This window comes from Belliella baltica DSM 15883, assembly GCF_000265405.1.
GTDB classification, from domain to species: Bacteria; Bacteroidota; Bacteroidia; order Cytophagales; family Cyclobacteriaceae; genus Belliella; species Belliella baltica.
Window position 1 is genome coordinate 1386577 of sequence record NC_018010.1, and the last position, 25735, is coordinate 1412311.

The 25735-nt window shown below is 38.2% G+C and carries 18 protein-coding genes; 9 read left to right on the plus strand and 9 right to left on the minus strand.

Going from position 1 to position 25735, the window contains the following annotated elements:
* Window positions 1-37: 37 nt before the first annotated feature.
* Window positions 38-556, minus strand: a complete 519-nt coding sequence (locus BELBA_RS06465) for a hypothetical protein (RefSeq protein WP_041779260.1) — start codon at window positions 554-556, stop codon at window positions 38-40.
* Window positions 557-1350: 794 nt separating this feature from the next.
* Here BELBA_RS06465 and istA point away from each other — a divergent pair.
* From istA to BELBA_RS06485, 3 genes are all read left to right on the plus strand, one after another.
* Window positions 1351-2907, plus strand: coding sequence for an IS21 family transposase (istA, locus tag BELBA_RS06475; protein WP_014771937.1), 1557 nt, complete (start codon window positions 1351-1353; stop codon window positions 2905-2907).
* A gap of 15 nt (window positions 2908-2922) precedes the next feature.
* On the plus strand, window positions 2923-3666 hold the full coding sequence (istB, locus tag BELBA_RS06480) for an IS21-like element helper ATPase IstB (RefSeq protein ID WP_014770947.1): 744 nt from the start codon (window positions 2923-2925) through the stop codon (window positions 3664-3666).
* Window positions 3667-4007: 341 nt separating this feature from the next.
* Window positions 4008-4994 carry a D-alanine--D-alanine ligase gene (locus BELBA_RS06485; RefSeq protein WP_014771939.1) on the plus strand — a complete coding sequence of 329 codons (987 nt, stop codon included), beginning with the start codon at window positions 4008-4010 and terminating at the stop codon, window positions 4992-4994.
* A gap of 113 nt (window positions 4995-5107) precedes the next feature.
* Here BELBA_RS06485 and BELBA_RS06490 read toward each other — a convergent pair whose 3' ends face one another.
* Together BELBA_RS06490 and BELBA_RS06495 are read right to left on the minus strand one after the other, a co-directional pair.
* A complete protein-coding gene (locus BELBA_RS06490) occupies window positions 5108-5572 on the minus strand; it encodes a RidA family protein (RefSeq protein ID WP_014771940.1) in 465 nt (154 codons plus the stop codon).
* Between the two features lie 105 nt (window positions 5573-5677).
* Window positions 5678-7999 carry a T9SS type A sorting domain-containing protein gene (locus BELBA_RS06495; RefSeq protein WP_014771941.1) on the minus strand — a complete coding sequence of 774 codons (2322 nt, stop codon included), beginning with the start codon at window positions 7997-7999 and terminating at the stop codon, window positions 5678-5680.
* Window positions 8000-8037: 38 nt separating this feature from the next.
* On the opposite strand from BELBA_RS06495, the gene BELBA_RS06500 reads away from it, so the two are divergent.
* From BELBA_RS06500 to BELBA_RS06510, 3 genes are all read left to right on the plus strand, one after another.
* Window positions 8038-9237 carry an Lnb N-terminal periplasmic domain-containing protein gene (locus BELBA_RS06500; RefSeq protein ID WP_014771942.1) on the plus strand — a complete coding sequence of 400 codons (1200 nt, stop codon included), beginning with the start codon at window positions 8038-8040 and terminating at the stop codon, window positions 9235-9237.
* Between the two features lie 58 nt (window positions 9238-9295).
* Window positions 9296-11338, plus strand: a complete 2043-nt coding sequence (gene uvrB / locus BELBA_RS06505) for an excinuclease ABC subunit UvrB (RefSeq protein WP_014771943.1) — start codon at window positions 9296-9298, stop codon at window positions 11336-11338.
* A 203-nt stretch (window positions 11339-11541) separates the two neighbouring features.
* Window positions 11542-12177, plus strand: coding sequence for an AlbA family DNA-binding domain-containing protein (locus BELBA_RS06510; protein ID WP_014771944.1), 636 nt, complete (start codon window positions 11542-11544; stop codon window positions 12175-12177).
* On the opposite strand, the gene BELBA_RS06515 is transcribed toward BELBA_RS06510, so the two are convergent.
* Window positions 12178-13092, minus strand: a complete 915-nt coding sequence (locus BELBA_RS06515) for a 1-aminocyclopropane-1-carboxylate deaminase/D-cysteine desulfhydrase (protein ID WP_014771945.1) — start codon at window positions 13090-13092, stop codon at window positions 12178-12180.
* 62 nt (window positions 13093-13154) lie between these two features.
* On the opposite strand from BELBA_RS06515, the gene BELBA_RS06520 reads away from it, so the two are divergent.
* From BELBA_RS06520 to BELBA_RS06530, 3 genes are all read left to right on the plus strand, one after another.
* Entirely contained in the window at window positions 13155-14195 is a 1041-nt protein-coding gene (locus tag BELBA_RS06520; RefSeq protein WP_014771946.1) for an RluA family pseudouridine synthase, read from the plus strand.
* Window positions 14196-14741: 546 nt separating this feature from the next.
* Window positions 14742-19085, plus strand: coding sequence for an AsmA family protein (locus BELBA_RS06525; protein WP_041779262.1), 4344 nt, complete (start codon window positions 14742-14744; stop codon window positions 19083-19085).
* Between the two features lie 52 nt (window positions 19086-19137).
* Window positions 19138-20388 carry a glycosyltransferase gene (locus tag BELBA_RS06530; protein WP_014771948.1) on the plus strand — a complete coding sequence of 417 codons (1251 nt, stop codon included), beginning with the start codon at window positions 19138-19140 and terminating at the stop codon, window positions 20386-20388.
* A gap of 131 nt (window positions 20389-20519) precedes the next feature.
* Here the strand turns inward: BELBA_RS06530 and mnmC2 are convergent, their stop codons facing one another.
* The 5 genes from mnmC2 to BELBA_RS06555 all read right to left on the minus strand — a co-directional run bounded on the left by mnmC2 (window position 20520) and on the right by BELBA_RS06555 (window position 25616).
* Window positions 20520-21203: a tRNA (5-methylaminomethyl-2-thiouridine)(34)-methyltransferase MnmC2 gene (gene mnmC2, locus BELBA_RS06535; protein WP_014771949.1), complete on the minus strand. Its 684-nt coding sequence runs from the start codon at window positions 21201-21203 to the stop codon at window positions 20520-20522.
* Between the two features lie 2 nt (window positions 21204-21205).
* The gene (ispF, locus tag BELBA_RS06540) at window positions 21206-21688 is read right to left on the minus strand and encodes a 2-C-methyl-D-erythritol 2,4-cyclodiphosphate synthase (RefSeq protein WP_014771950.1); all 483 of its coding nucleotides are present in this window, start codon (window positions 21686-21688) and stop codon (window positions 21206-21208) included.
* Between the two features lie 217 nt (window positions 21689-21905).
* Window positions 21906-23150, minus strand: a complete 1245-nt coding sequence (locus tag BELBA_RS06545; RefSeq protein ID WP_014771951.1) for a M16 family metallopeptidase — start codon at window positions 23148-23150, stop codon at window positions 21906-21908.
* Between the two features lie 56 nt (window positions 23151-23206).
* Window positions 23207-23410 carry a heavy-metal-associated domain-containing protein gene (locus BELBA_RS06550; RefSeq protein WP_014771952.1) on the minus strand — a complete coding sequence of 68 codons (204 nt, stop codon included), beginning with the start codon at window positions 23408-23410 and terminating at the stop codon, window positions 23207-23209.
* Window positions 23411-23432: 22 nt separating this feature from the next.
* Complete coding sequence (locus tag BELBA_RS06555) at window positions 23433-25616, minus strand: heavy metal translocating P-type ATPase (RefSeq protein ID WP_014771953.1); 2184 nt, start codon at window positions 25614-25616, stop codon at window positions 23433-23435.
* Window positions 25617-25735 lie beyond the last annotated feature (119 nt).

Consider the following 25735-nt stretch of genomic DNA (forward strand, 5'->3'; position numbering starts at 1 on the left):
TCTTGGGAGGAGATCCCAAATGATCAATATTGCATGTCTAGCATAGGAAAGACTGATACAGAATGCGCAGGAAACTACCACCAACAGGTGGAGAAAGCGAACTGTTCAGTTGGTAAGGATCGGTGTTTTTATGTATATGAAAGCTTACGAAATCAATATCGTATTGTACTGCGTGGAGCAGGACCGGTATTTTTTCGGTTTCGAATTTTGGCAGTTCATACTGGACCAGACTGGCCAGTAGCTGATTGGTCTCTTCTTCGCAGCACTCATCCTCGCTATTGCTGTTGTGCTGATGATGTGTGGTGTGATTGTCTTTATGCTGATGTCCTACTTCTCCGGCAGGATGGATATTGTGATGATCGCCTGAATTTTCCGAATGGCCGTGTTGGTGATTACTGTCGTGTCGATGGGCTATACCCCCAGACCTGCTAGAATATATGCGGATATCCAGAATGCCTAAGTCACAGAGAAAATTACACACGAATACCCCTGAAAAAGCGATGAGCAGGCTCAGAGCCAGTTGCATTTGTATTTTATGTAATTTCCTGATAATCATAGGTGACCAAAAGTTTAGCGAGCAGCCCTACGTCAGCCAGGTAAAATCCATTCCCAACTTGAAAGTGTTAAGAGGGAATTTATGACCTATTGGTGTGCTCTTACAATTTAATGATCTTTTGCAGTTACTTTTCGCAAATCATTACATTACCTGTCAAAACTAAGAGGTCGTACTTTGGGATTATATGACCTGAGTTGGCTGAAAAAATGATTGATGTCAGGTTTAGGCAGGTCATATAGTGATAGCTGCCCAAGGAAAATACAATTGTTAGTAACTTCTTGTCTGGAGCTTTGTTGCAATCTGTCAGTGCCTGCCCGGTCCACCCCTATCATTACGCCTGATAATAGCAAATGAGCCTAGCACCATTGTCGCCAAAGGCACCAATTATCTTTTGCCAGTGAAATACTGTGTGCCGCCATCAGAAGTACCTATGAGATCAAACGTGTAGTTGAATGTCGAAGAGTTCATATCGAAATATCCGTAATGCTCATCATCAGGGTTGTGTTCCGCACTCATGTGCTGCTGCCATGAGGTCCAGTTGCTATTACCTCCTATCATGTGATGATTGGCCGACATGCCGTGACCATACTGATTCGTAAAATCATTGTCCGTGAAACATACTGCAAAAAATGATGAAGTTGACCCCCTTCTGACGATTTAAATTGACCCCCAGCTGGTGATTCAAATTGACCCCCGGCTGGTGATGTAAATTGACCCCCGTCAAAAGTTATTTTTCTGGAATGGAATAAGAGGCTTTTAAGTCCTGTTAGGAGTGCAAACAATTAAGCATTCCCATGGCCAATCGCACTCTTACCATGAACAAGATCAAACAAATTTTACGAGGCCATTTTGAAGGCCATGGCTCCAAGCAGCTCAGCAAATTGACGGGAGTCTCCCGCAATACTGTCAAGTCCTATCTTAAAAGATTTCAACAAACAGGCCTTTCCTTTGAAGAGGTTAATCAGCTTTCCGATGAAGGTTTAGCTGAATTAATATTAGGTCCACCAGCCCCTGTGCAGCAAAGTGACAGGCTGGAAGTATTACTTCCTTTATTGCCTGGGATCGTTAAGAAGTTGCGAATAAAAGGCATGACACGTCAGCGTCTCTGGGAAGAATACCGACAGAAGCATCCTGACGGTTTTCAGGCCAGCCAGTTCCGCAAACATATTCGGCAATACGTGGGTAAGCAGGGGCTAACGATGCATTTTGAGCACCTAGCCGGAGATAAAGTATTCATCGACTATGCGGGTAAAAAGCTCTATGTCACTGATCCCGATACAGGGGAGCATTTTCCTGTAGAGGTATTTGTGGCTACGCTGGGCTGTACTCAATACACTTATGTGGAAGCCACTTACACCCAGAAGAAACCCGACTTCATCGGAAGCTGCACAAGGATGCTGGAGTTCTTCGGCGGGGTTCCAAGGGTAATCGTGCCTGACAACCTCCGGTCTGCAGTTACCAAAGGCAGCAAATACTCTCCAGTCCTGAACGAGACCTTTGAAACCTTTGCTGAGCATTACAACACCACTATCATTCCGGCAAGACCGCGTCAGCCAAGAGAAAAGTCTCTGGTCGAAGGTGCTGTAAGACTGGTATATCAGCGGATTTATGTAGCTCTTCAGGGAAAGGTGTTTTTATCCTTAGAAAGCCTTAATGAAGCACTTGTTCCTTTGGTATCCAACTACAATGACTATGCACTCAGAGGTGAGGAAAGTCGCAGGGAACAGTTTGAGACACTTGAGCGGAACAGTCTGCTGGCACTTCCCGAACTTCCTTATCAGCTGATGAGTGTCAAAGTGTGCACTGTAATGAAAAACACCCACATATGTCTTGGGGAGGATAAACACTACTACAGTGTTCCCCATCAGTATATGGGAAAGAAAGTCAAAGTCCTTTTCAATGATGACCAGGTAGAGATCTTTTACAAGTATCATCCTATAGCCAAACACAAACGCGATAAAAGGAAGCATAAGTACACGACACTAAGGGATCATCTGGCCGGAAACCAGAAGTATGTATCCGATTGGAGTTATGAATTCTTTGTAAGTGAAGGCAATAAGATCAGCAAGGAGGTAGGGAAATTCCTATCCAGCCTGATGGAATCTATTCCCCATCCGGAGCAAGGTTATAGATCCTGCTCCGGAATCCTTCATCTTGCCCGTAAAGTGGGTTCACAGCGGATCACTGGAGCCTGCAAAAGAGCGTCAGAGTATGGTGTTTACACCTATCCTATGATTGAACAGATCCTTTCCAAAAATTTAGACGCAATCAGTTTTTCCGATGAACAGCTGGATGAGTCTTCCCAGATGCCCAAACACCACAACATCCGTGGCAACAGATACTTCAGTTAACAAACACCAATTCCAATGATACAAGAAACAATTGAAAAAATGAGAAAAATGAAGCTTTACGGCATGTCACGAAGCTTCAGTCATGCCACAGAATCCGGCTCTCTGTCATCCCTTACACCGGATGAACTGATTAGTCTGCTCGTGGAAAACGAATGGGATGACCGTCAAAACCGCAGGATGGATCGAAGCCTTCGTGGTGCACGTTTCCGATACAAAGCCACTGTCGAGGAACTGGATTTTCGTCCCGGGCGTGAACTGGACAAAAATCAACTATTGAGACTCGCAGACGGAGCATACATCCACAAAGGAGAAAACATTCTGATGACAGGAAGTACAGGCACAGGTAAGAGTTATCTTGCCTGTGCCTTGGGCAATCAGGCTTGTAGCAAGGGACACAAAGTCCTTTATGCGAATACGACTAAGTTGCTTACCCAACTGAAAATGGCTAAGGCTGATGGATCTTCTATCAAAGAGATGCTCAAACTCGAAAAACTTGATGTGTTGATACTCGATGACTTTGGGATACAACCCCTGGATGTTCAGAGCAGAATGTTGCTGATGGAGATTATAGAGGACCGACATGGTAAAAAGTCCACCATCATCACTTCGCAGTTACCGGTCAGTGCATGGTATGAAATAATCGGAGATCAAACTCTTGCAGATGCTATTTTGGATAGAATTGTGCACGATGCTCACCGGATAGAACTAAAGGGAGAATCCCTGAGAAGAAAACGTAATATTAATCCCGAAAAACAATAACTTTAACGCGATGTAAGTCCACTATTCCTGACCAAAAAAATTACTTAACTCCGGGGGGTCACTTTGCAGCGCTGATAGGGGGTCACTTTGACCGCTATATGCAATCAGCATAATAAAACGTTTAATTTGTCTCATAATAATATAATTAATTGTGAAAATATTCAATTTTAAATTATAACTAAAATATTTAGTATCAGTAGTAATCACTTATTTTAAGTACTAATATTATTTGAAAGGCCATATGTTTAAATAAATGGAGATGTGTTGGATATTTTTACTTGAATTATTAATAGAATGATATTTTTTCATAATTCACATTTTGATTTATTAATTTTATACCCATGAAGAAAAGAATTGCCTTAGTTACCGGAGGTTTTACAGGTGAATCTGTAATTTCACTTAAAAGTGCGGCAGTAGTAGAGAAACACTTGGACCAGGAAAGGTATGAGGTCTTTAAAATTTTAATCTATCCAGGTAATTGGTATCATGAAACCAAATCCGGTGAAAAAATCAAAGTTGATTTGAATGATTTTTCAATAGTTTTAGATAATCAAAAAATTACTTTTGATGGTGTTTTCAACATCCTTCATGGCTCTCCTGGCGAAGACGGGAAGTTGGCAGGCTATTTTGACATGCTCAAGATTCCATACACTACCTGCGATGCGATGACCTCAGCTATTACCATGAATAAAGGCTACACAAAAGCGATCGTCCATGATATCCCCGAATTGTTTGTTGCCCGTTCTTTTCATCTTTTCAAAAACACGGAAGAAAGAAGGAAAGAAATTCTTCATGATTTAAGACTTCCCTTATTTGTGAAACCAAATAATGGAGGGAGTAGCATTGGAATGACCAAAGTCAAAGACCCAAGTGAATTGGAAGAAGCATTGGCAAGAGCTTTTGCGGAAGATGCTCAAGTATTGGTAGAGGAGTTTGTTTCCGGAAGAGAATTCTCTATTGGAATTTATTGTGCTAAAGGAATAACAACAGTTCTACCTGCCACAGAAATTGTGAGCAGCAAAGAGTTTTTTGATTTTGAAGCAAAGTATTCTCCTGGAATCGCAGAAGAAATTACGCCAGGAAGGATGAGTGAGGAAGAAGTTTCTAGAGTAAAAAGAATTTGTGAAAAAATATACCTGAAACTGAATTGTAAAGGTGCTGTAAGAGTAGACTATTTTCTAGAAAATGAAACAGGAAAATTCTATTTCATCGAGATCAATACAGTTCCAGGACAAACTGAAACCAGCTTGATTTCTCAACAAGTCAGAGCAATTGGAATGGATGTGAAAGATTTCTACACTAATTTAATTGAGGAGATGTTCGATTAAAGATTGGAAGAACTGAAGTAGAAAGACCTGTCAGGTTTTTAAAACCTGACAGGTCTATTTTTGTAGAGTAACTCTAAGAACTCAATTCACTGTTCAACCATTTAACTAATCACTTATACTAATTCAAACATGGCTTCTATCTCCACGGGGATGTTGTCTGGAAGGGAATTGAAACCGACTGCACTTCTTACACCAATGCCATTTTCAGGCCCCCAAACTGCAGCAAAAAGTTCACTACAACCATTGATGATGTAGGGGTGTTTTTCAAAATCAGGTGTACAATTCACCATTCCGAGAACTTTGATCACTCTTTTGACTCTGTTCAATGAGCCGAGATTAGATTTGATCGTAGCTAACATGGCAAGACCAACTTGTTTAGCAGCCATTTTACCAGTTAGAATATCCATATCATCACCAATTTTTCCGATAATCAAACTTCCATCTTCATTGAAGGAGCCATGTCCTGATAAATAAAGATGTTTTCCATCTATTAAAAACGGCCGATACACACCAATTGGTTTGGGAGGAGGCGGTAAAATTAGACCTAAGGCTTCAAGGTTTGCTTCTGGGTTTTGCATGAATTCTAATTTTTGAGAATGAATCAATAAGATTTACTGTAATGAAAGCAAAAGATATAAAAAAAACGCTGGAGCCTAAAGCTGTAACTTTGATAAAGTATTAAATCACTTTTTGATAAACTTGATATGGTGACGATATGTCCTATCATGAATAATGAAAATATAGATCCCAGGATCCAATATTGAGCTATCAAAAGATTCTTTGAAGAATCGAAAAGAATCAGAAAAATGTGTAATTCCGTTTATGCCAACGATTTGAATGATTGTCTCATCTTGTTTATAATGTGAGGGCAAAATCAAATGTAGTGGTTCCGAGACTAGTGGATTTGGATAAATTCTTGGCACATCCAATTCTTTCCAACCTCCTTCTAATCGGAAAACTTTGCTGTAAGTGCTTGTTCCATTAAAATCCGTTTGCTTAATTCTGAAATAAGTGTTTTTGATTGGTTCCTTCCAATCAAATTCGTAAGTATAAGTATTTTCGGCTTTAGAATGACTAGGTATTTTGGTGATTACTTGAAAATTATCCATCGACTCGATCGCTTTTTCAACCTCAAAATATTGATTGTCTTTTTCTTCGGCAGTTGTCCATGTTATTCGAACTTTTCCTTGATTCCAAACTGCTTTTTGCTCCAGATAGGTGACGGGAAGTATGGAAAGGTACCTGTAACTTCCAATGGTGAAGGATTGATTATTGAGCTCGTCAAATAGCAAATCTCTTCTTGCCCATAAGGTATCAGCATCCGCACCGGGAACATGAATGCCAGGAGCGGCAAGTCCATTGCTTACAATTCTGAGGTCATCAACTGCATCTACAATTAAATTTTCTGCTGCCAATTCCATTCTAATTGGATCTGTTCCAGCAGAAAGCCCACTTAGCTCAAAATATGAATTCAATTGATACAAAATTGGTGTTCCGTCTGTATCGTTATAATCAGGCTCATCATTTGATCCTGGGATTTCTATGTACCTAATATTCAAATTGCCTCCGGGAGAATTCCCAGTTAGCCGCATTCTTCTGATTCCATCTTGATAGACATCTTCAAATGGAAAGCTTGAATTTTTTCCATCAAGAGATGTAGGAAGATTTTGGTAAAAAAAGTTCTGAATATTTCTCCAAGTTCCACCTGAATAGAAATATGCCCCACTTCCAATTGTATTTACATAAAGGTCATAGCCATTGAAATCAATCTGACCAGAGGTCATAAAGAAGTTTCCTTTACTTCGAATATCATTGTTGGAAAAGATCCTCCCTGTTGGTTTATCAACTTCAATCTGAGAAACATCGATATCCCAGTTGACAATCTGTTGTTCTCCCGTCCCTTGAAAACTCAAGAAAGTAGGCCCATCACTCGGTTCAGGACCTGTCAATCTTCCAATATCTCCAGTCAAGAAAATAGAGTCAGGCAATACTTTCAACGCTGCATTTTCGAAAAGGAGATTATGGTAATGTTTTGGATTTCCTGAATTGGCAAAGGTTGTTTGAATTAAGCTCTGGGTTCCTGTATTCGATCGGTAATAGACATTTCCTTCAAAGCGAAAATCCGCGACATCCATTTGAGGATTGTTTTCAAGCAAAACCAGATTTCCTCCAGGTTTGAGATGGAATAATGCTCCTGGAATAGTTGCTGTTCTTCTGATAATCTGTTCTTGTGGAGGACCTGGACACTCTGAAATCAAGGTAGCTCCAGATTCTATGATAAAATCTCCGTAGGGTCCTGTTCCATTAAAGGCTGCTTGTATGTTGTATGAAAAAGTAGAACAGGCTGGAATTCCTGAGGTATTTAAAGTTTGCCGAACAGTTCCAGACTCGATAATGAATGCATTTGCTTTGAATGCAGAATTGACCGTTAGGGTTTGTCCCGCGTTTGGTCTGAAAATAACCCGATATCTACTGTTATTATTACTAGCACTCCAAGATGCACGATCTACAACAACTCTACTTTCACCAACAAAAACAATGCTTCCAGTCTCTGGATAAATCCAGTCTGTTGTGGCGTTTGTCACGGTATTAATTTCAAATTCTCCTGATTCTAAGCGAAGCCCTCTAAGCGCCCCGTTAACTCTAAGTTCAAATGTTTGTAAATTCAATTTTCTACCAGGGCTAGCAGCGCTATATAAATAGACGTTATTTGCCTCTTCATTTCCCATTAGCCTCACCTCGTGACCTCGTTGGAGAAAGATATTATTCGTAGCTGTAGGCTTCTCTATGGCAGCTACCCAAGCAGTACCATTCCAAACTTCCCAAATCGCCGGATTATCAAAGTCTCCCGTTGCAATGGTTCGGTAATCTCCATTTTCTAAAATGATCTGTGAGAATGAAGTAGCAGCAAAAAAAAGATAAACCAAAAAAAACAAGATAATCCTGTAAATTCGTGTCGAATTACGAATAGCTTTAGATTGATAGAAGTAAATCCAAAAAGTCATAATAAAAAAAAATTGGTCAGGGTTATAAATTTAGTTTTATGAAATATATTTTCAAAAAGCTTTTCCTTACATATACGTTTATTTATACGTTTAGCTTTTTTGCTCAAGCAGAGTCTTATCAGGTGAGCCTTTTGACTTGTGATCCTGGAGATCAGATTTATTCTGTATTTGGACACAGCGCCATCAGAATCATCAATCAAGAAACTGGCGAAGATTTGGTCTTTAATTACGGGACTTTTGATTTTAATGCTCCCTATTTTGTGGTGAAATTCACGCAAAGAACATTAGATTATATGCTCAGTGTGACCACTTTTGACCGTTTTATTTATGAATACCAATATTTTCAAAGAGATGTAAGAGAGCAAGTGCTAGATCTTAATCCTGAGCAAACCCAAGAAATTATCAATTTTCTCAGGGTAAATACCCTTCCTGAAAACAAGTTCTATCGCTACGACTTCTTTTATGACAATTGCGCAACAAGAATTCGAGATCTTTTCGAAACCGTGCTTGGTAATCAGCTTCAGTGGAATGAACAGCCAAATGCCGAAGAAAAGTCTTTTAGGGAATTGATTGATGAATATGTTTACCCGCTACCTTGGTATGATTTGGGGATTGATTTGGCCTTAGGGTCGGTGATCGACGCAAGGGCAAGTGAAAGGGATAAGCAATTTCTGCCGGATTATATGGAAGCTGCTTTCCAAAGAGCAATCATCGAAGGCGATGGACCTTCTCGACCTTTGGTATTATCACAAAGAACTATCCTAGAGTTTCCTGAGCAAAATACAGGTGGAAGTCTGTTTAATCCTTATTTGATCATGTGGTTGATTGCAATTGTATTTATGGTAATCACCTATTTGGGCTATAAAAAGAAAAGATTGTACATTGGGTTTGATGCGGCATTGTTTACTGTTTTGGGTCTTGTAGGCCTGTTGGTAGTGGTGCTTTGGTTTTTGACTTTCCACTCTCAAACCAAATGGAATTGGAATCTGCTCTGGGCTTTTCCTCTGCATTTGGGGTTGGTTTATGGCTTGTTGAAAAAGGAAGCTGCTGTTTGGGTCAGGAAATATTTGATGTTTGCTTTGATCATGGCTGATGCTGCTGTGGTCTTTTGGATTTTGGGATGGCAGTCTTTTCACCCTAGTTTAATCCCTATTTTATTGGTGATCATTCTCAGAACAAATTTCCTTTACTACAATTTTGAAAAATTCAAAAACCACAAGCTGAATATGGGAAAATAGAATTTTTCAAACTATTTGAGTGGCTTTCCTTGTTAAGCATTGATAGCGCAAAGACAACATGGATTTTAACTTACAATCAGAGTACAAACCTACCGGAGATCAGCCTGTTGCCATTGAACAATTGGTTCATGGAGTAAATGAGGGCGATCCAGCTCAGGTTCTTTTAGGTGTGACAGGTTCTGGCAAAACCTTCACCATAGCCAATGTGATTCAGCAAGTCCAAAAACCCACTTTGGTTTTGAGTCATAACAAGACACTTGCAGCGCAATTGTACGGAGAGTTCAAGCAATTTTTTCCAGAGAATTCTGTCGAATACTTTATTTCGTATTACGATTATTATCAGCCAGAAGCTTTTATTCCGACGAGTGGAACCTATATTGAAAAGGATCTTTCGATCAATGAAGAAATTGAAAAACTGCGATTAAGTGCTACTTCAGCATTATTATCCGGGAGACGAGACGTGATTGTAGTGGCATCTGTTTCTTGTATTTATGGTATTGGAAATCCAGAAGAGTTTGCCAAAAATGTTATCCGACTTCAGGAAGGAGATAGAATTCCAAGGAATCAATTGCTCTTTAAATTGGTCGATATTCTGTACAGCCGAACCAATAATGACCTCACCCATGGTACATTCAGAGTGAAAGGGGATACTGTTGACATTTTTGTTGCCTATGCTGATTTTGCTTACAGAATTTTCTTTTGGGGTGATGAAATTGAGGCTATACAGAGAGTTGACCCTGCAACTGGAAAGAAGATTTCTGATGAAAAAATTATCTCTATTTTTCCAGCCAACCTTTTCGTAACAGGCAGAGATGTCATCGATACTGCCATCAATGAAATTCAGGATGACATGATGGCTCAGGTTTCATTTTTTGAAAAGGACATGAAATTGATAGAGGCCAAGCGATTAAAAGAACGGACAGAGTTTGACTTGGAAATGATCAGAGAGCTTGGATACTGTTCGGGAGTGGAGAACTATTCGCGATATTTTGATCGAAGAATGCCGGGAACACGTCCTTTCTGTTTGTTGGATTATTTTCCTGATGATTTCTTGTTGGTGATCGATGAAAGTCACGTTACTGTGCCGCAAGTTCGTGCAATGTGGGGAGGTGATAGATCTAGAAAAGTGAACTTGGTAGATTACGGTTTTAGATTGCCGTCGGCCTTGGATAATAGACCATTGAAGTTTGATGAATTTGAAAGTTTGACCAATCAAGTCATCTATGTAAGTGCTACGCCAGCTGATTATGAATTGGCCCAAAGCGAAGGAATAGTGGTTGAACAAATTATTCGACCAACAGGCTTGCTTGATCCATTGATTGAGGTGAGGCCAAGTGCGAATCAGATTGATGATTTGTTGGAAGAAATTGACCAAACCATCAAGACTGATGCTAGGGTTTTAGTGACTACGTTAACCAAAAGAATGGCAGAGGAACTCCAAAAATATCTTGAACGAACGGGTGTAAAAAGCAGATATATCCATTCAGAAGTGAAGCCTTTAGATAGGGTGGAGATTTTAAGGGAGCTTCGTTTGGGAATTTTTGATGTATTGGTAGGGGTGAACTTGTTGAGAGAAGGGTTGGATTTGCCGGAGGTTTCTTTAGTGGCTATTTTGGATGCGGACAAAGAGGGCTTTTTGAGAAATGAAAGGAGTTTGGTTCAGACCATAGGTCGTGCAGCAAGAAACGAAAATGGCCGTGTAATCATGTATGCAGATAAAGTTACTGATTCTATGAAGTTGGCAATCGATGAAACAAAAAGGCGTCGAGGCGTTCAGATGGAATACAATGAAAAGCATGGAATAGTACCAAAAACAATCCTTAAATCTCGTGAAAAAATCATGGGACAAACCAAGGTTGCTGACAGCAAGAAAAATGCGAAGCTTTACCAAGAAAACCTTGAACTCGAAGCAATGGTAGCAGCTGACCCATTGGTACAATATCTGAGTAAAGAGAAACTTGAAAAACTTATTGCTTCCACTCAAAAGCAAATGGAAAAAGCAGCAAAAGAGTTGAACTTTATGGAAGCTGCACGCCTAAGAGACGAATGGCAAGGAATGAAAAATAGACTTGCCGATATGGAGAGGGGAGTGAAGAAGTGAAAAGTAAGAGACAAGAAGCAAGAGACAAGAGGAAAAACTAGAGAAGAGAAACTAGATATGAGACGACTTGCCCGCTGTGGCGAATGAGACTGGAGATTGTCCGAGGAGGTGGTTAAATCTTCAATTGCCATGGATTTTACTTCCTGAATTTATAGACAATCTATTTTCTTTGCATCCATCTTTTTTCCAAAAATAAATTCAATATGACATTGCAAGAAATTCAGAGATATGCACAGCAGGGCGAGGGCTTGAGGATCGAGTTCAAGAAGAAAGCTGCCTATCCTGAAAAAATTGTGCGTGAAATTGTTGCTTTGGCAAATACAGAAGGTGGGGTTTTATTGCTTGGAGTTGATGACGATGGAACGGTGAGTGGTCAGCGATTTATCGAAGAGGAGATTTTTGTGATGGAAAAAGCGATCAAGGAATTGATTCTCCCTGAATTAGAGTATGAAGTCAAATTTTTCAAAATGAACCCAAAGAAAGGCGTAGCAGTCTTTCAAATTCCCAAATCCATCTTAAGACCACATTACATCAAAGAAGGAGAAAAGAAAAAGGCTTTTATTCGTGTAAAAGATAAAACCGTGCAAGCAAGTAAAGAGGTTTGGGAGATCTTGCGAAGAGGCAAGAATCCCAAGGATATTGTTTTTACCTACGGTCAAAAAGAAACTATCCTAATGCAAGCTTTGGCAGAAAAAGGAAAAATTACAGTAAAAGAATTTGCATTTTTAGCCAAATTACCCAAGTTTCTTGCTTCAAAAACATTGGTAAGATTAGTGCTCGCCAATGTCATTCAAATCGTACCACAAGAGATTGAAGATTATTATATATTGAAATCTTGATCAAAGTGGCAAGGAAGTGCCAAAACGATGGTTGAATCCGGCCAAACCCTGGAGCCCTCCTGTGTGAATGATCAAAATTTTAGAATTACTTTCTATTGTTTTATTTTTGATCATTTCAAACAAACCATAAATCATTTTCCCAGTATAAATAGGCTCTAGTACAATCTCAAATTCTTTGTAAAACCATTTTACAAATTCAATTAAATCCGCATTGACTTTTCCATAGCCACCAAAGTGAAATTGATCCAAAATCTGGTATTTCCCTTTCGAAACTACTTGATGACTTTTAAGTAGATTTTTGATTTCTTCATGGATAAAATCTCCCTTCAAAGAAGAAAAACCCAACAATGTCTGCTGCTCTTCGATAGAATTGACAAGCCCTGTAAAAGTTCCTCCTGTGCCGATGGAGCATGTTATGTGTGTGAATTCGGAGTCTTTTTCTTCCAAAATCTCACTCGTTCCTTTGATGGCTTCAGCATTATTTCCTCCTTCTGGAATAAGATAGAAATTGCCAAATTTTTCTTGGAGTGCTTGAAGAAATTCCGGTTCAGTTTTTCTTCGATATGCTTCTCTATCAACATAATCGACCCTCATCCCATTTTCTTTGGCAGATGCGAGCGTTGGGTTGAGAGGTAAAGTTTCTTCTCCTCGAATGATCCCAATGCTATGCAAACCTAAAGATTTTGCTGCTGCAGCGGTGGCATAAATATGATTGGAATATGCGCCTCCAAACGTTAATATGGTGTCATGATTCTCGGAAATCGCTCTTTCAAGATTGTATTTAAGTTTGAAAAATTTGTTACCTGAGGCTAGTGGATGAACCTGATCTAAGCGCTTGATCCAAACTTCTATACCTCTATCTTCCCAGAGTGGGTAATTGATTTTTTGATTGCTGATTGATTGTGGTGTGAGCATGGCAAAGGTTTTTATATGAGTAAATATCCGAAACTTTGTGAAACAAGCCTTACTTTTGCGCCATGGCAGAGGAATTTGAATTAGAAAACTTCGATGAAGAGGAAGTTGAGCTTTTTGAGCATTACAGTTTCAATATTGACAAAAAGCAGTCTTTACTGAGGATAGATAAGTTTTTGACAGATCGGATTGCTAATTCCACTAGGAACAAGGTTCAGGTAGCTATAGATAATGGGCATGTTTTGGTTAATGGGAAAACCGTCAAGTCTAATTATAAAATCAAGCCTTTGGATGAAATCAAAGTCTATCTTGAAAAGCCAGTAATGCATTCCGAAGTAATACCAGAAGAAATTCCTTTGGATATTATTTTTGAGGATGAATACCTTTTGATCATCAATAAGCCTGCTGGAATGGTCGTTCATCCTGCCCATGGCAACTGGACAGGTACTTTGGTAAATGGACTTGTACATTATTTCAATCAATTGCCAGAACTGCCAGGAAATAGCGGTAGGCCGGGCTTGGTTCATAGAATAGATAAAGACACGTCGGGATTGCTTGTCATTGCTAAATCAGAAGTAGCGATGACTGATTTGGCAAATCAATTTTTTCATCACACTATAGACAGAACTTACATTGCCTTGGTTTGGGGAGAACCTCAGGAAGACGAAGGTACAATCAATGCCCACGTAGGCCGCAGTGCAAAAGATAGAAAAGTGATGGCTGCATTTCCTGATGGAAGTGAAGGGAAACATGCAATTACCCATTATGCAGTGATTAAAAGATTGCGCTATGTGTCGTTGATCCAATGTAATTTGGAAACAGGAAGGACACATCAAATCCGTGCACATATGAAGCATATTGGACATCCACTTTTCAATGATGCCATGTACGGAGGAGATAAAATCAGAAAGGGGACACAGTTTTCAAAGTACAAATCCTTTATTGATAACTGTTTCAAAATAATTCCTAGACAAGCACTACATGCAAAATCACTTGGCTTTGTACATCCGATCACCAAGGAAAGAATGTATTTTGAAGCGCCACTTCCAGAGGATTTTAGAACAGTCTTAGAGAAATGGGAACAGTACGTAATCTATGAAAATTGATAAAAAACCAAACATTTTTACTTTAGAAGGTGAAATCTCCCTTATTAGTGTCTGAATTTTAATAATTAATAAAATTTGAGCGATTTATTTTAATATTTATAAAAAATTAGGAAAATATTCTTATATCATCAATAGGAAACTAGATTTACGTTATCAAGTTTTCAATAATTGAATTTTCGCAATCGTTATAATTATTGATCATTCATAAATAGAGCTTTAAAATTAAATTTAATGTAAATTTTTAGCTAATAAGTTGTAATATTTTCAAGAATAAAATTTGGTGCGTATCTTTGTAGAGTAATAAGAAAGAAAAAAAGATTCTTTCTACTGTTTGAAGTGAGTCGGTCACAGTTCTTAAATTTTAGAAAGAGGTTCGAATCCTTATCAATCAGCAGGTTATTTTGGGTTTATTGTTAATTGACTAAGCTATGGAATTATATTTCATAGCTTTTTTTATGAAAAATTAGCAGTATTCGACGTCGATAAATCGAGCAAATTCTTCTTTTGCACATGATTTGTATTACTTTTACTTTAGTAGAGAGTACTATGAGTCAAGCAAAAAAAGAAGCAAAAAGATCAAAGAGGGAAAGGTTGAGATTTCTCAAGCCGCTTGTGATTGGTTTGTCTATTTTGTTGTTTTTGCAAGTGGTCATTTATTTCACTTCCGACTTTTTTCTTCGGAGCTATTTGAAGCAAAAAGTCAGTGAAGCTTCCGGAGAGAAGTACGAAATTGGTTTTGATAAATTCTACATCTCACTTTTTCAGCGAGGGGTGATTTTAAAAGGTTTCTCCCTAATTCCTGTAGAAGAAGCTTTTGCAGAATTGACAGACATCCCTTATTACAAAATTTCAGCTCCAGAAATCTCCATTACTCGACTCAATTATCTTTTCAGAAAGAAAGAGCTTCAACTTGGGGCGATCAATTTGACAAGCCCTTCTATCGAATTTAGACTTGAAGATGAGTTGGAAGAAATGTTTAAAGAAGGTGAGACTTCTGCTCTGAAGCTCCTTGAAGAAGAAATTAAGAAGACTTTTGGGGATATGGGCTTGGAAGAAATTCGAGTTAAAAATCTTTATGTTGACGATGCCGATTTACTTTTAAAAAATTTCATTTCCCAGCGAGCGATTCAGGTAGATAATGCCCATGTTCATGTAAAAGATATTCAGCTTTTAAAAAAACGTGACCCTGAGACACCTTTCAATGCTGAAGGATTTGCTTTGGACCTAGAAAATTTCGAAATCTTATTGGCAGATTCTGTACACACTGTTCGAGCTTCTGAAGTTCATATTTCATCTTTAGAGCAATTTATCAAAGTACAAAAGTTTGATATTGTACCGGATTTGAGCCAAAAATCGACAAATTATTTTGAGGTAAAATTGGAAGACCTGAATCTTACCGAAGCAGACATCAATAAGGTGTTTTATACTTCTGAGGTAGATGTTGGAGAGTTGATGCTTTTTAAACCTGAGTTTAGCCTTTACTCAGCTGGAGTGCAGCAGAAATCTGACAAAGGCATTTTTGATTTATATGAATTGATCGAAGGAATCTTAGGTTCGATTGAAATCAAAGATCTTCAAATTATAGAAGGGAAATTTATTCAGAGAGACTATAAAGATCAGTCAAATCATAGAATTAAGGCTAATCAGATAGATTTTATGATGCAGGATGTCTATGTGGGGCCAAATGAAAAGCGGAAAATCAATCAATTTTTTTATGCACAAGATGCGGCTTTAGAGCTTCGAGATGTGGAGGTGGCACTAGGTGATAAGGTTCACATGATCAAAAGTGAATTTGTCTCATTGTCATCCTTTACTGATGGAATCGAAATCACAGGTGTTAATATTCGGCCTGTAGAAAATGATTCTTTGGATGAGGATCTTACTTTATTTGAAATCAATATTCCAGAATTGCAATTGAATGACGCGGATCTAAGGAAAATTTATAATGAAGGAATAATTGATATTCAAGAGGTATTCATCAATCAGCCAGAAATAATTCTGAGGGATATTCAAGGAAATGAACAGCCAAGCAAACCTTTTGATCTACAGGATTTGACAGAGGACTTTCTCAAAGCGATATATATTGATCGATTTGAAGTGAATGAAGGGTCATTGGTAGTAGATAATAATTTAAGAATCAGACAAGACAGTCTTTCTTTTGGGAAAGTTAGTTTCGTTCTGGAGAAATTTGCGCTAGATGATGCAGTTGATAATTTTGAAAGGAGCAACATATTTTTTGCGGAGGAATTACAAATTGAGCTGATAGATTATGCTTTGAAATTGGCGGATAATCTCCATGTTTTCAAAGCTGATAGACTTTTCTTAGATACCAAATCCGCCCAAGTTCAAATAGATGGGTTTTCTATTCGTCCATTTACACCAAATCAAATTCAATCTTCATTGGATAGATATGATAAGCACACCGCTTTGGATATTTATGTGCCCAAATTTACTGCAAATGGAGTCGATATTTCTGAGGCTTATTTCAATAAAAAGTTGAACATTGACGAAATTCGCATTCCCTCTCCTAAAATCAATATTTATACTTATCGATCAAAAGATGAAGAAAATGATGAAAAAGTTGAGAAGGAAGAGCTTTTGAATTTATTAGAGAATTATTTCACAGAAGTGTCTGTAGATTCTTTGATTTTGATAAAAGGAAGCCTAAACTATGAAAATTACATAAGAGATAGGCTAAGAACATTTGCTGAAGATAATGTAAGTATTGCTGTCAAAAACTTCTTTATAGACCAAAATACTGATTCGAATGATTTTAGATCATTTTTTTCTGAAGAAGTAGATTTGAGTTTGAACAACTATGTGTTCAGCATCGCAAATGGACGCTACAATATTGTAGCGGATAGGATAAATTTCAATACCTCAAGAGAAGAAATCATCACATCAAACGTGAGGTTGACGCCGAGTTTAGGAGCAGATTTTAAAACTCAAATTTCAGCCGAAATTCCGGCCTTGTCTTTTACTGGAGTTGATTTGGAATCTTTTCTTTTTGAGAATAACCTAAGTTTGAGTAAGGTGAAATTCTCTGGTTCTTCTGTAAATATTCTTGTAGATAGAGATTTTGAGAATGAAGAGAATGATGCTCGAAATAAAAACAGAGAGCGCGTTTTGCCTAAAACCATCAACATCATTGATATCGATACAGTTTCTGCTGAAAATGCCAATTTCAGTCTATCATATCAAGAACAAGGAAATCGTAGTGAATTGGTCAATACAGGTATAAATCTTTCAATTTTTGATTTTATGTTGGACTCTACGGTCTTGGCAAAGGGTGATGTGTCTGGATTTTTTGGAGGGCTTGCATTAGATATAGATGAATTTTGGCTGACACTTTCAGATAGTGTACATAGAGTGACCTTTTCTAAAGTAGAGTTGGATACCAGATATGAAGGGATTTTGCTCAATAATTTAAGGATCATTCCAAATTCTCTTTCAGGTAAGCCAGGAGTTCCTGTAGTCTCTGGACATATCCCAACAGCTTTGATAAAGACTTCTGCACTTGCGGATATTCAAATGCGGAAAGATTTATGGATAAGTGAATTGAGATTGTTCAGGCCGGATATTGAGATTTTTTTAGATGAGATTAAGAATGAAAAAACCAATAAAGATCCAGAAGAGGAATTAAAATCCGTCTTAGAAACGATCAGAATTGATGAGTTTGAGATTGTGGAAGGGAATTTGGCTTTTTTTGATAAAAATGCTTCAAAGAATCCACAGCATTTTAAGAACCTCGATATTACCCTTGATGAACTTAGATTTAACCTTTCAGAGATGTCGGGTTTTGATAAGTTAGACCTCCTTGATAAGTCTTTTTTATTGAAACTTCCGAATTATAAGCTTTATACCAAAGACAGTTTGAATGTTATAGAAATTGGATTAGCGACCATTTCAAATGAAAAAATCTCACTTCAGAATGTCATCATGAAACCAAGAATGGGGAGGTTTTCATATACGAGGCAAATTGGTCATGAAGTGGATGTGATAGAACTTTTTGTTCCTGAGGTAATCATTCACCGTCCTGATTTACTGCTTTTAATTGAAAATCAAGAGCTAAGTGCAGTTTTGCTGGAAGTTTTGGATCTGGAAGCCACGATTTACAGAGACAAACGTTTTCCTGAACAGAAAGGGGTTTATAAATTCATGCCTCAGGAATTGATGAAACAAGTTGGTGTAGTGGCAAAAATAGACACATTGCAGCTGATAAATGGAAAAATAAGCTACGTGGAATTTCCTGAAAAAGGTCTTGTTCCTGGAAAAATTTATTTTTCAGAACTCTACGCAGCGTTTTACCCTTTTCATTTAGGAAAAAATCCCGCAGACTATGAATTGAAAAACGCACATCTTCTTGCCATGGCTAAGCTGAATGGTATAGCACAAATCAACCTTCAAGGACAAATGTCTTATGCCAATCCTTATCCTATGAAAATCAATGCTCAGATAGGGGAATTCGATTTGAAATCTATCAACTCAATTTTGATACCGAATGCTTTTGCTCGGATAAGGGAGGGTAGTGTTCAAAGTGGAGAATGGTCATTTACAGCGAATAATAAAGAAGCTCAAGGGAATATGCTTTTACTTTACAATGATCTTAATGTCGAATTGCTAGATGAAAGAACACTTGAGAGAGGTTTAGGAAGAAAGAAAATATTGACATTTGTATTAAATGTCTTCGCTGTGAAAAGTAACAACCCAAGGAAATTTCCAAGAAATACGGTGCGAGGATCAATTTATGAACCTCGGAATACAGAAAAGTTTATTTTCAATTATTGGTGGAAAACTACTTTATCTGGACTAAAAGGAAGTCTTGGTTTAGGACAAGCAAAGCCACCAAAGAAGCTGCCAATTTTAAAAAGAAAAGAGGATGAAAAGTAGCTTGTTTTTTTGATTTTGTCATCGAGTCTTTAATGAGTTAAAATATCTAGAAATGAAGATTGCGATATTGACAATGGGTACACGTGGAGATGTTCAACCTTATGCAGTTTTAGGAAAGGCTCTCCAATCAAGAGGTCATGAAGTAACTATATCCACAGCAAAAAACTTCGAATCCCTAGTCAATTCTTACGGAATTGGATTTCAACCTGTAGAAGCAGACTTTCAAGAAGTATTGGCTTCCGATGAAGGGAAGAAAATGATGAAAGCCAATCTGTTCGCCATCAAAAGGAATCTGAAAAAATGGGTTTACCCCTTGATTAAAAACTCACTGAGTATATTCTACACTTTGGCAAAAGACAGTGATATTGTACTTTACCATGTCAAAACTTTGGCAGATGCTTTTGCAGATCAGTTTCCTGAAAAGATGATTCGAGCATCTTTGTTGCCTATTGTAGAGCCCACAAAAGAATTTGCAAATCCAGCACTGAGCGGAATTCCCATTCCAAAATTCATGAATAGGTTGAGCTTTAAACTAGCAAACGCAAGTATCAAATTACTTTCTAAGCCAATCGGAGAATTCAGGGCAAATTTCAATTTACCGAAGAAATACCAAGTTCCTGAGGTCAAGAATATTTATAATTTGAGTGAGTTATTTTTACAAAGGCCAAAAGATTATCCCGACTCTTCTCAATTCTCAGGATTTTGGTTTGAAAAAACAGAAGAGGAGCTTTCTGATGATCTACAAGAGTTTCTTGAGAAGGGAGATTCTCCACTTCTTGTTACTTTCGGAAGTATGCCTTTCAAATGTAAATTTGATTTGCAAGAAGCGATCTTAAAGCTGTCCACTCAATTAAATGTAAGGTTTGTTATAGTCAAAGGTTGGGGTTTTGACTCCACGGAAAATCTTGAAAATAATTTCGACATAAAAATAATTGACAGTGCTCCTTATGAAAAATTGTTTCCGAGAGTAAAAGCGATTATACATCATGGAGGTATAGGTACAACATCGGAATGCCTTCGTGCGGGTAAGCCTTTTATGATTTGTCCCATACTTTATCCCATCGGTGACCAAGCATTTTGGGGAAAAGTATCCTGCGAAATCGGGTTGGCAGTGAAGCCTGTTCCTTTGGGCAAAATGACAGAAAGAAGCTTCTTAGAATCAGTCAAAGACCTTTTGACAAATGAAGAAAGGTATGAAAAAGCCATTCAACTTAAGTTGGAATTAGATAAGGAAAACGGAATTCAAAAGACTATTGAAAAAATAGAAAGTATTTTTGTCGAAGGATTTGATAAGATGAAATAAGCTTAATTTAAATATTTAAATCCAAGCGAATTACATATTTCGCCGAAGGCATATTTCTACAGTATTTCCAGCTTATTTCACTTCCTTTGCTGATATTTGGTAGATTTAAATAAGAGTTTACTCTCCATAAATCAGATTTTAATTGCCCTAGTCATCTCTTTTTTTCCTGGAGGTCCTGGCAGCGTTTCTACTGTTAAACCTAATTCTTGTAAATCTCTTTTAAGTTGGCCTTTTGCAGAATAGGTGACAAATACTCCACCTGGATTCATGGCATCGACGACTTTAGATAGGATTTCCTTTGTCCATAACTCAGGTTGCTTATTGGGTGCGAAAGCATCAAAAAACACAACATCAGTTGGGTAAAGTTGCGTTTCTTCTAACCCAACAATGTCTTTTTTCATGTTGAAATATTCCGTCACTACACCTCCTTCATTCCAAGGTTCTTGATGAATAATCTGGAAAAATGGCTCATAATGCATGATCGTTTCATCGATCTTGGTATAGTTTAGCTGACTGTATATTTTCTCTTCCAAAGGGAAGGGTTCGATGCTATGATACAATACAGGGACTTTGTTTTGCTCCGCCCAAACAAGGGAAAGCCAAGCATTCAGTCCTGTTCCAAATCCCACTTCGAAGATTCTGATCGGCTGAATTCCTTGGTTTCGAGCAAACCAACTTTCTAATCCATATAGCATGAAGACGTGTACGGATTCCCGATAGGCACCATGGAAAGAATGGTACGCTTCATTGATCTCAGGTAGAAATAAGGAGTGAGAACCGTCTTCGGTTGTGATGATTTTGACTTCTTTTGCCATATTTATTTCTTTTCGATCAATACTGCACAGTAGGCAGAAACTCCCTCTTGCCTTCCTACAAAACCGAGTTTTTCTGTTGTAGTTGCCTTGATAGAAATATCATTTTCATCAATTCCCATTACTTCTGCGAGACATTTTTTCATTTCAGGAATATGTGGATTGACTTTAGGAAGTTGTAAGCAGATTGTAGTGTCGATATTTCCCACTTCATAACCTTGCTCACGAATCAAGAGCATGACATCTTTTAAGAGGATTTTGCTGTCTATTCCTTTGTATTGTGGGTCTGTATCTGAAAAATGGAAGCCAATGTCTCTCATATTTGCTGCTCCTAAAAGTGCATCACAGATCACATGGATTAGCACATCTGCGTCAGAATGACCAACAGCACCTTTTTCATGCGGCACTTGAATTCCGCCCAACCAAAAGTCGTAGCCTTCTTTCAGCTGATGCACATCATATCCGAATCCAACTCTAATTTTTCCCATTTTTATTCAAAATTATTAATTCGTGTGATTTTTTCTTCTTTATTCCAATGTTATTTGAGTTAGGATTTGATTCACAATTCTCTGTTAAGCCAAATTAGTTAATACTTTTTTCTTTCTCTCCAAGAGGTTCAACCCCATTCGGGGTTTTTCAGAACCTAAAATGCATGTTTCTTGTATCTTACGTCTTATGTCTTGTGTCTCACTTCTCACCTCAACCTCAACTCGAAGCTTTACTCTTATAATAGATGACAGAAGAGTTTTCTTCTCTTAGAATTGTATTTGCCCATTTTAATATCTTTTCTGAGGGGATTTGAATTTTTCTCTGATAATCCAATTCATGAAGATCAGGATTACCCAAATGAGCATAATATGCCAAACTCATCGCTCTGTTCAAAAGCTGAATTGATTCATAAGTTTTCATCGCTTCTGCTTGGTTTCTTATTTTGTGGAGGATGCTGTCTGATATGGTGTTCTTTTTGAATTCTTCCACCACCTCGTCCAAGGCTTTCTCAGCAGCCTCTGCACTTTGACCTTTTTCCATCTTTCCTGAAAATACCATCAATCCCGGATCCACTGTGCCCAATATATAGCCGCCAACTGAAGCGAAGATATTTCCGTTTTTGACAAGTTGTTGCTCGAGTGTCGAAGATCTGCCGAATCCTAGGATGTCAGTAATCAAATCAGCTTCCAAATACCCTTCTTGCAATTTTCCCGGCATGTGATATACTTTGTAAAGTGCATCAGTTGGGACATCTGCTTCTATGGTGATGGCTTTTTTACTTACTTGAGGGAGTTCCTCTGTGATGGTTTTCTTAGGAATCTGTCCAGAAGGGATATCAGTAAACCACTTATCTGATAGTTTTTTGATTTGGTCTAGCGTGACATCTCCAGCAACTACCATGACAGCATTGTCAGGACGGTAGTGGGTGAAGTAAAACTCTTCTACAAACTCTTTTTTATAATTGACGATATCTTCAATGTCTTTTCCGATCGTCGGCCACTGATAAGGATGTCTATCGTAAGCCAAATCTCTGAGGTGATGAAATACATCTCCATAAGGTTGGTTGAGATAGCGCTGCTTGAATTCCTCAATAACCACTTTCCTTTGTGTTTCGATGGTCTTTTCACTCAAACTTAAGTGCAACATTCTCTCAGACTCCAGCCAAAAAGCAGTTTCTATATTCACTGCGGGTAAAGTGATGTAATAATTGGTGATGTCAGTATTTGTGAATGCATTGCAAGAACCGCCAACTTTCTCCAAAGCTGTATCAAATACCGGAACATGCTTCGTGCCTCCAAACATTAAGTGTTCGAAGTAATGAGCAAGACCAGTTTTGCCAGCGATTTCGTTTCTAGAGCCAACTTTATACAGGATGTTGACTACAGCAATTTTGGTGCTGTGGTCTTCATGAACCAGCACTTGCAAGCCATTATCCAATACGAATTGTTGGTAGTTAATCATATTCTTATTTTGAGCAAAGCTAAACAATTAATGTAAAATGACTGAAAATTGTTTGATTAAAAGCTTTCCGCTTTGTATCCCGATTTTTCAATGGCTTCGATGATTGTTTCGGTTGCCACATCTCCCTCTACAGTCAAAATGCGATCAGGATGTGATAGATCCACTTTCCAAGTTGCGTCATTTATTTTTTCCATTTCAGGAGTGATCGTAGCGACACAAGCTCCACATTTTACGTTTGTTTTGAATTGTTGCGTTTTCATATTTTTTTGATTTTTTAGTCAATTATTTTCTTAATCTTAAACTATTTGTCACGACGGAAACCGATGATAAAGCCATCGCAGCGCCAGCAATCATTGGATTGAGAAGGAATCCGAATGCAGGAAATAACACACCCGCGGCCAAAGGAATTCCAATTACATTATAGATAAATGCCCAAAAGAGATTCTGTCGGATGATTTTCACTGTTTTTTTGGTCAATCCGAGTGCTTGAGGAATATGATTCAGATCAGAATGAACCAATGTGATTTCTGCAATATCCATGGCAATGTCAGTTCCCTGTCCCATCGCGATGCTCAAGTCTGCCACACTCAATGCTTCACTATCATTGATTCCATCTCCAACCATTGCGACTTTTTTACCTTTGGCTTGAAGTGTTTTGATGTATTGTGATTTGTCTTGCGGAAGCATGCTTGCAGCCACTTGGTCTATGCCAACTTGTGATGCAATGTAGGAAGCAGTCTTTTGCTGATCGCCTGTGACCATGTGAACTTCTATGCCCATCTCTTGCAATCGGCTGATGGCTTGCTTGGAATTTTCTTTGATCTGATCAGCAATTTTGAAGAAGCCGAGTATCTGTTCGTTTTTGGCAGCGAAGACGACAATAGCGCCTTCTTCCAAAGCTTGATTTGATTCAGCTTCTAGACTTTCGTCAATCTCAAGTCCTTCATTTTTTAGCCATTTTAGATTTCCTATTTTGTACGATTGACCTTCAAAATCTCCCGTCACACCATTTCCCGTGATGCTTTTGAAGTTTTGTATCATGACCAAATCTTCATTCAAATAGGCTGATATTGCGCTGGCGAGCGGATGTTCGCTTTTCTTTTCCAAACTGTAGAGTGCTTTTGCGTCAGAGGAATCATAATATTGAGTTTGTCGGAAGGTGGAAACTTTCGGCTTCCCTTCTGTGATAGTGCCTGTTTTATCTAAGATGATGGTGTCTATTTTAACTCCTTTTTCCAGGCTTTCGGCATCTTTGATCAAAAAGCCCATCTCGGCACCTCGTCCCATCGCAGTAATGATGGCAGTTGGTGTAGCAAGTCCAAGTGCGCATGGACAAGCGATTACAAATACTGTCACCATAGCCAACATACCTCTAAGCCAAGGTTCTTCCACACCGCTAAATCCCCAGACCAAAAGCGTAATCAATCCAATCAACAAAACTACTGGGACGAAAATAGAGGCGATTTTATCGACCAGTTTTTGAACTGGCGCTTTGGAACCTTGGGCTTCTTTCACCCGACTGATGATTTGAGATAATAAGGTGTTAGCACTTATTTTTTCAACCTCAAAGACAAAGCTTCCAGATTGATTGATGGTGCCTGCAAAAACTTTGGAATCTAGAGCTTTCAAGACAGGAATAGGTTCTCCTGTAAGCATATTTTCATTGACATAAGATTCACCTTCAATGATTTTACCATCTAAGGGGATTTTTTGACCAGGTTTTATTAAAACCTTTTCTCCTAGTTTTACTTCGTCTGTTTTCTTGATAATTTCATTGCCATTTTCCAGCAATGTCAAATCATTTGGCTGAAGCCCCATCAATTTTCTGAGAGCTTCACCTGTTCCAGCTTTGGCGCCTGCTTCCAAGGTTTTTCCCAAGAGAATAAAAAATAAAATGACAGCAGCAGCTTCAAAATAGACATGTGGTTCGATTCCCTTTTGACTTAGGTATTCTGGGAAAAATGTATTGAAACTACTGTATATATAGGCTATTCCTGTACTGATAGCAACTAGGGTGTCCATATTTGCAGTCAGATTCTTGGCCTGATTCCAGGCGTTTTTGAAAAATTGATTGCCAAAAACCAATAATATTGGTGTAGTCAATGCCCACATGATGTAATTTCCATAAGGCATATGCATCCAAAACATCCCAATCAGAAAGACAGGCAATGCCAGAATCCCGGCGTACAGCGTTTTCTTTTTGACTTTAAGATAAGCTTCTTTTTGCTTTTCATCGAGTTCTTCCTGCGTGATATCCGCAATAAGAAGATCATAGCCAGTTGATCGTACATGATTTTGTAAATCTTCTAAGCTTACTTCTTTTTCTTCCCATTCCAAAGTTGCTGAGTGGTTGGCATAATTAACATTGGCAACTTTGACTCCAGGGGTATTCTTTAATGTATTTTCAATGGAAATGGCACATGCTGCACAGCTCATTCCATCTACAGGGATTTCTTTCTTTTTCATTTTTTTATGCTTTGATACTCAAAGGTAGAATGCGTAGAATTGCCAGACTTATATAATTTTTGATTTTAATAAACGGGAAACGACCGCTCTTGTAATAGAAAAAAAATCACGAACTTTAT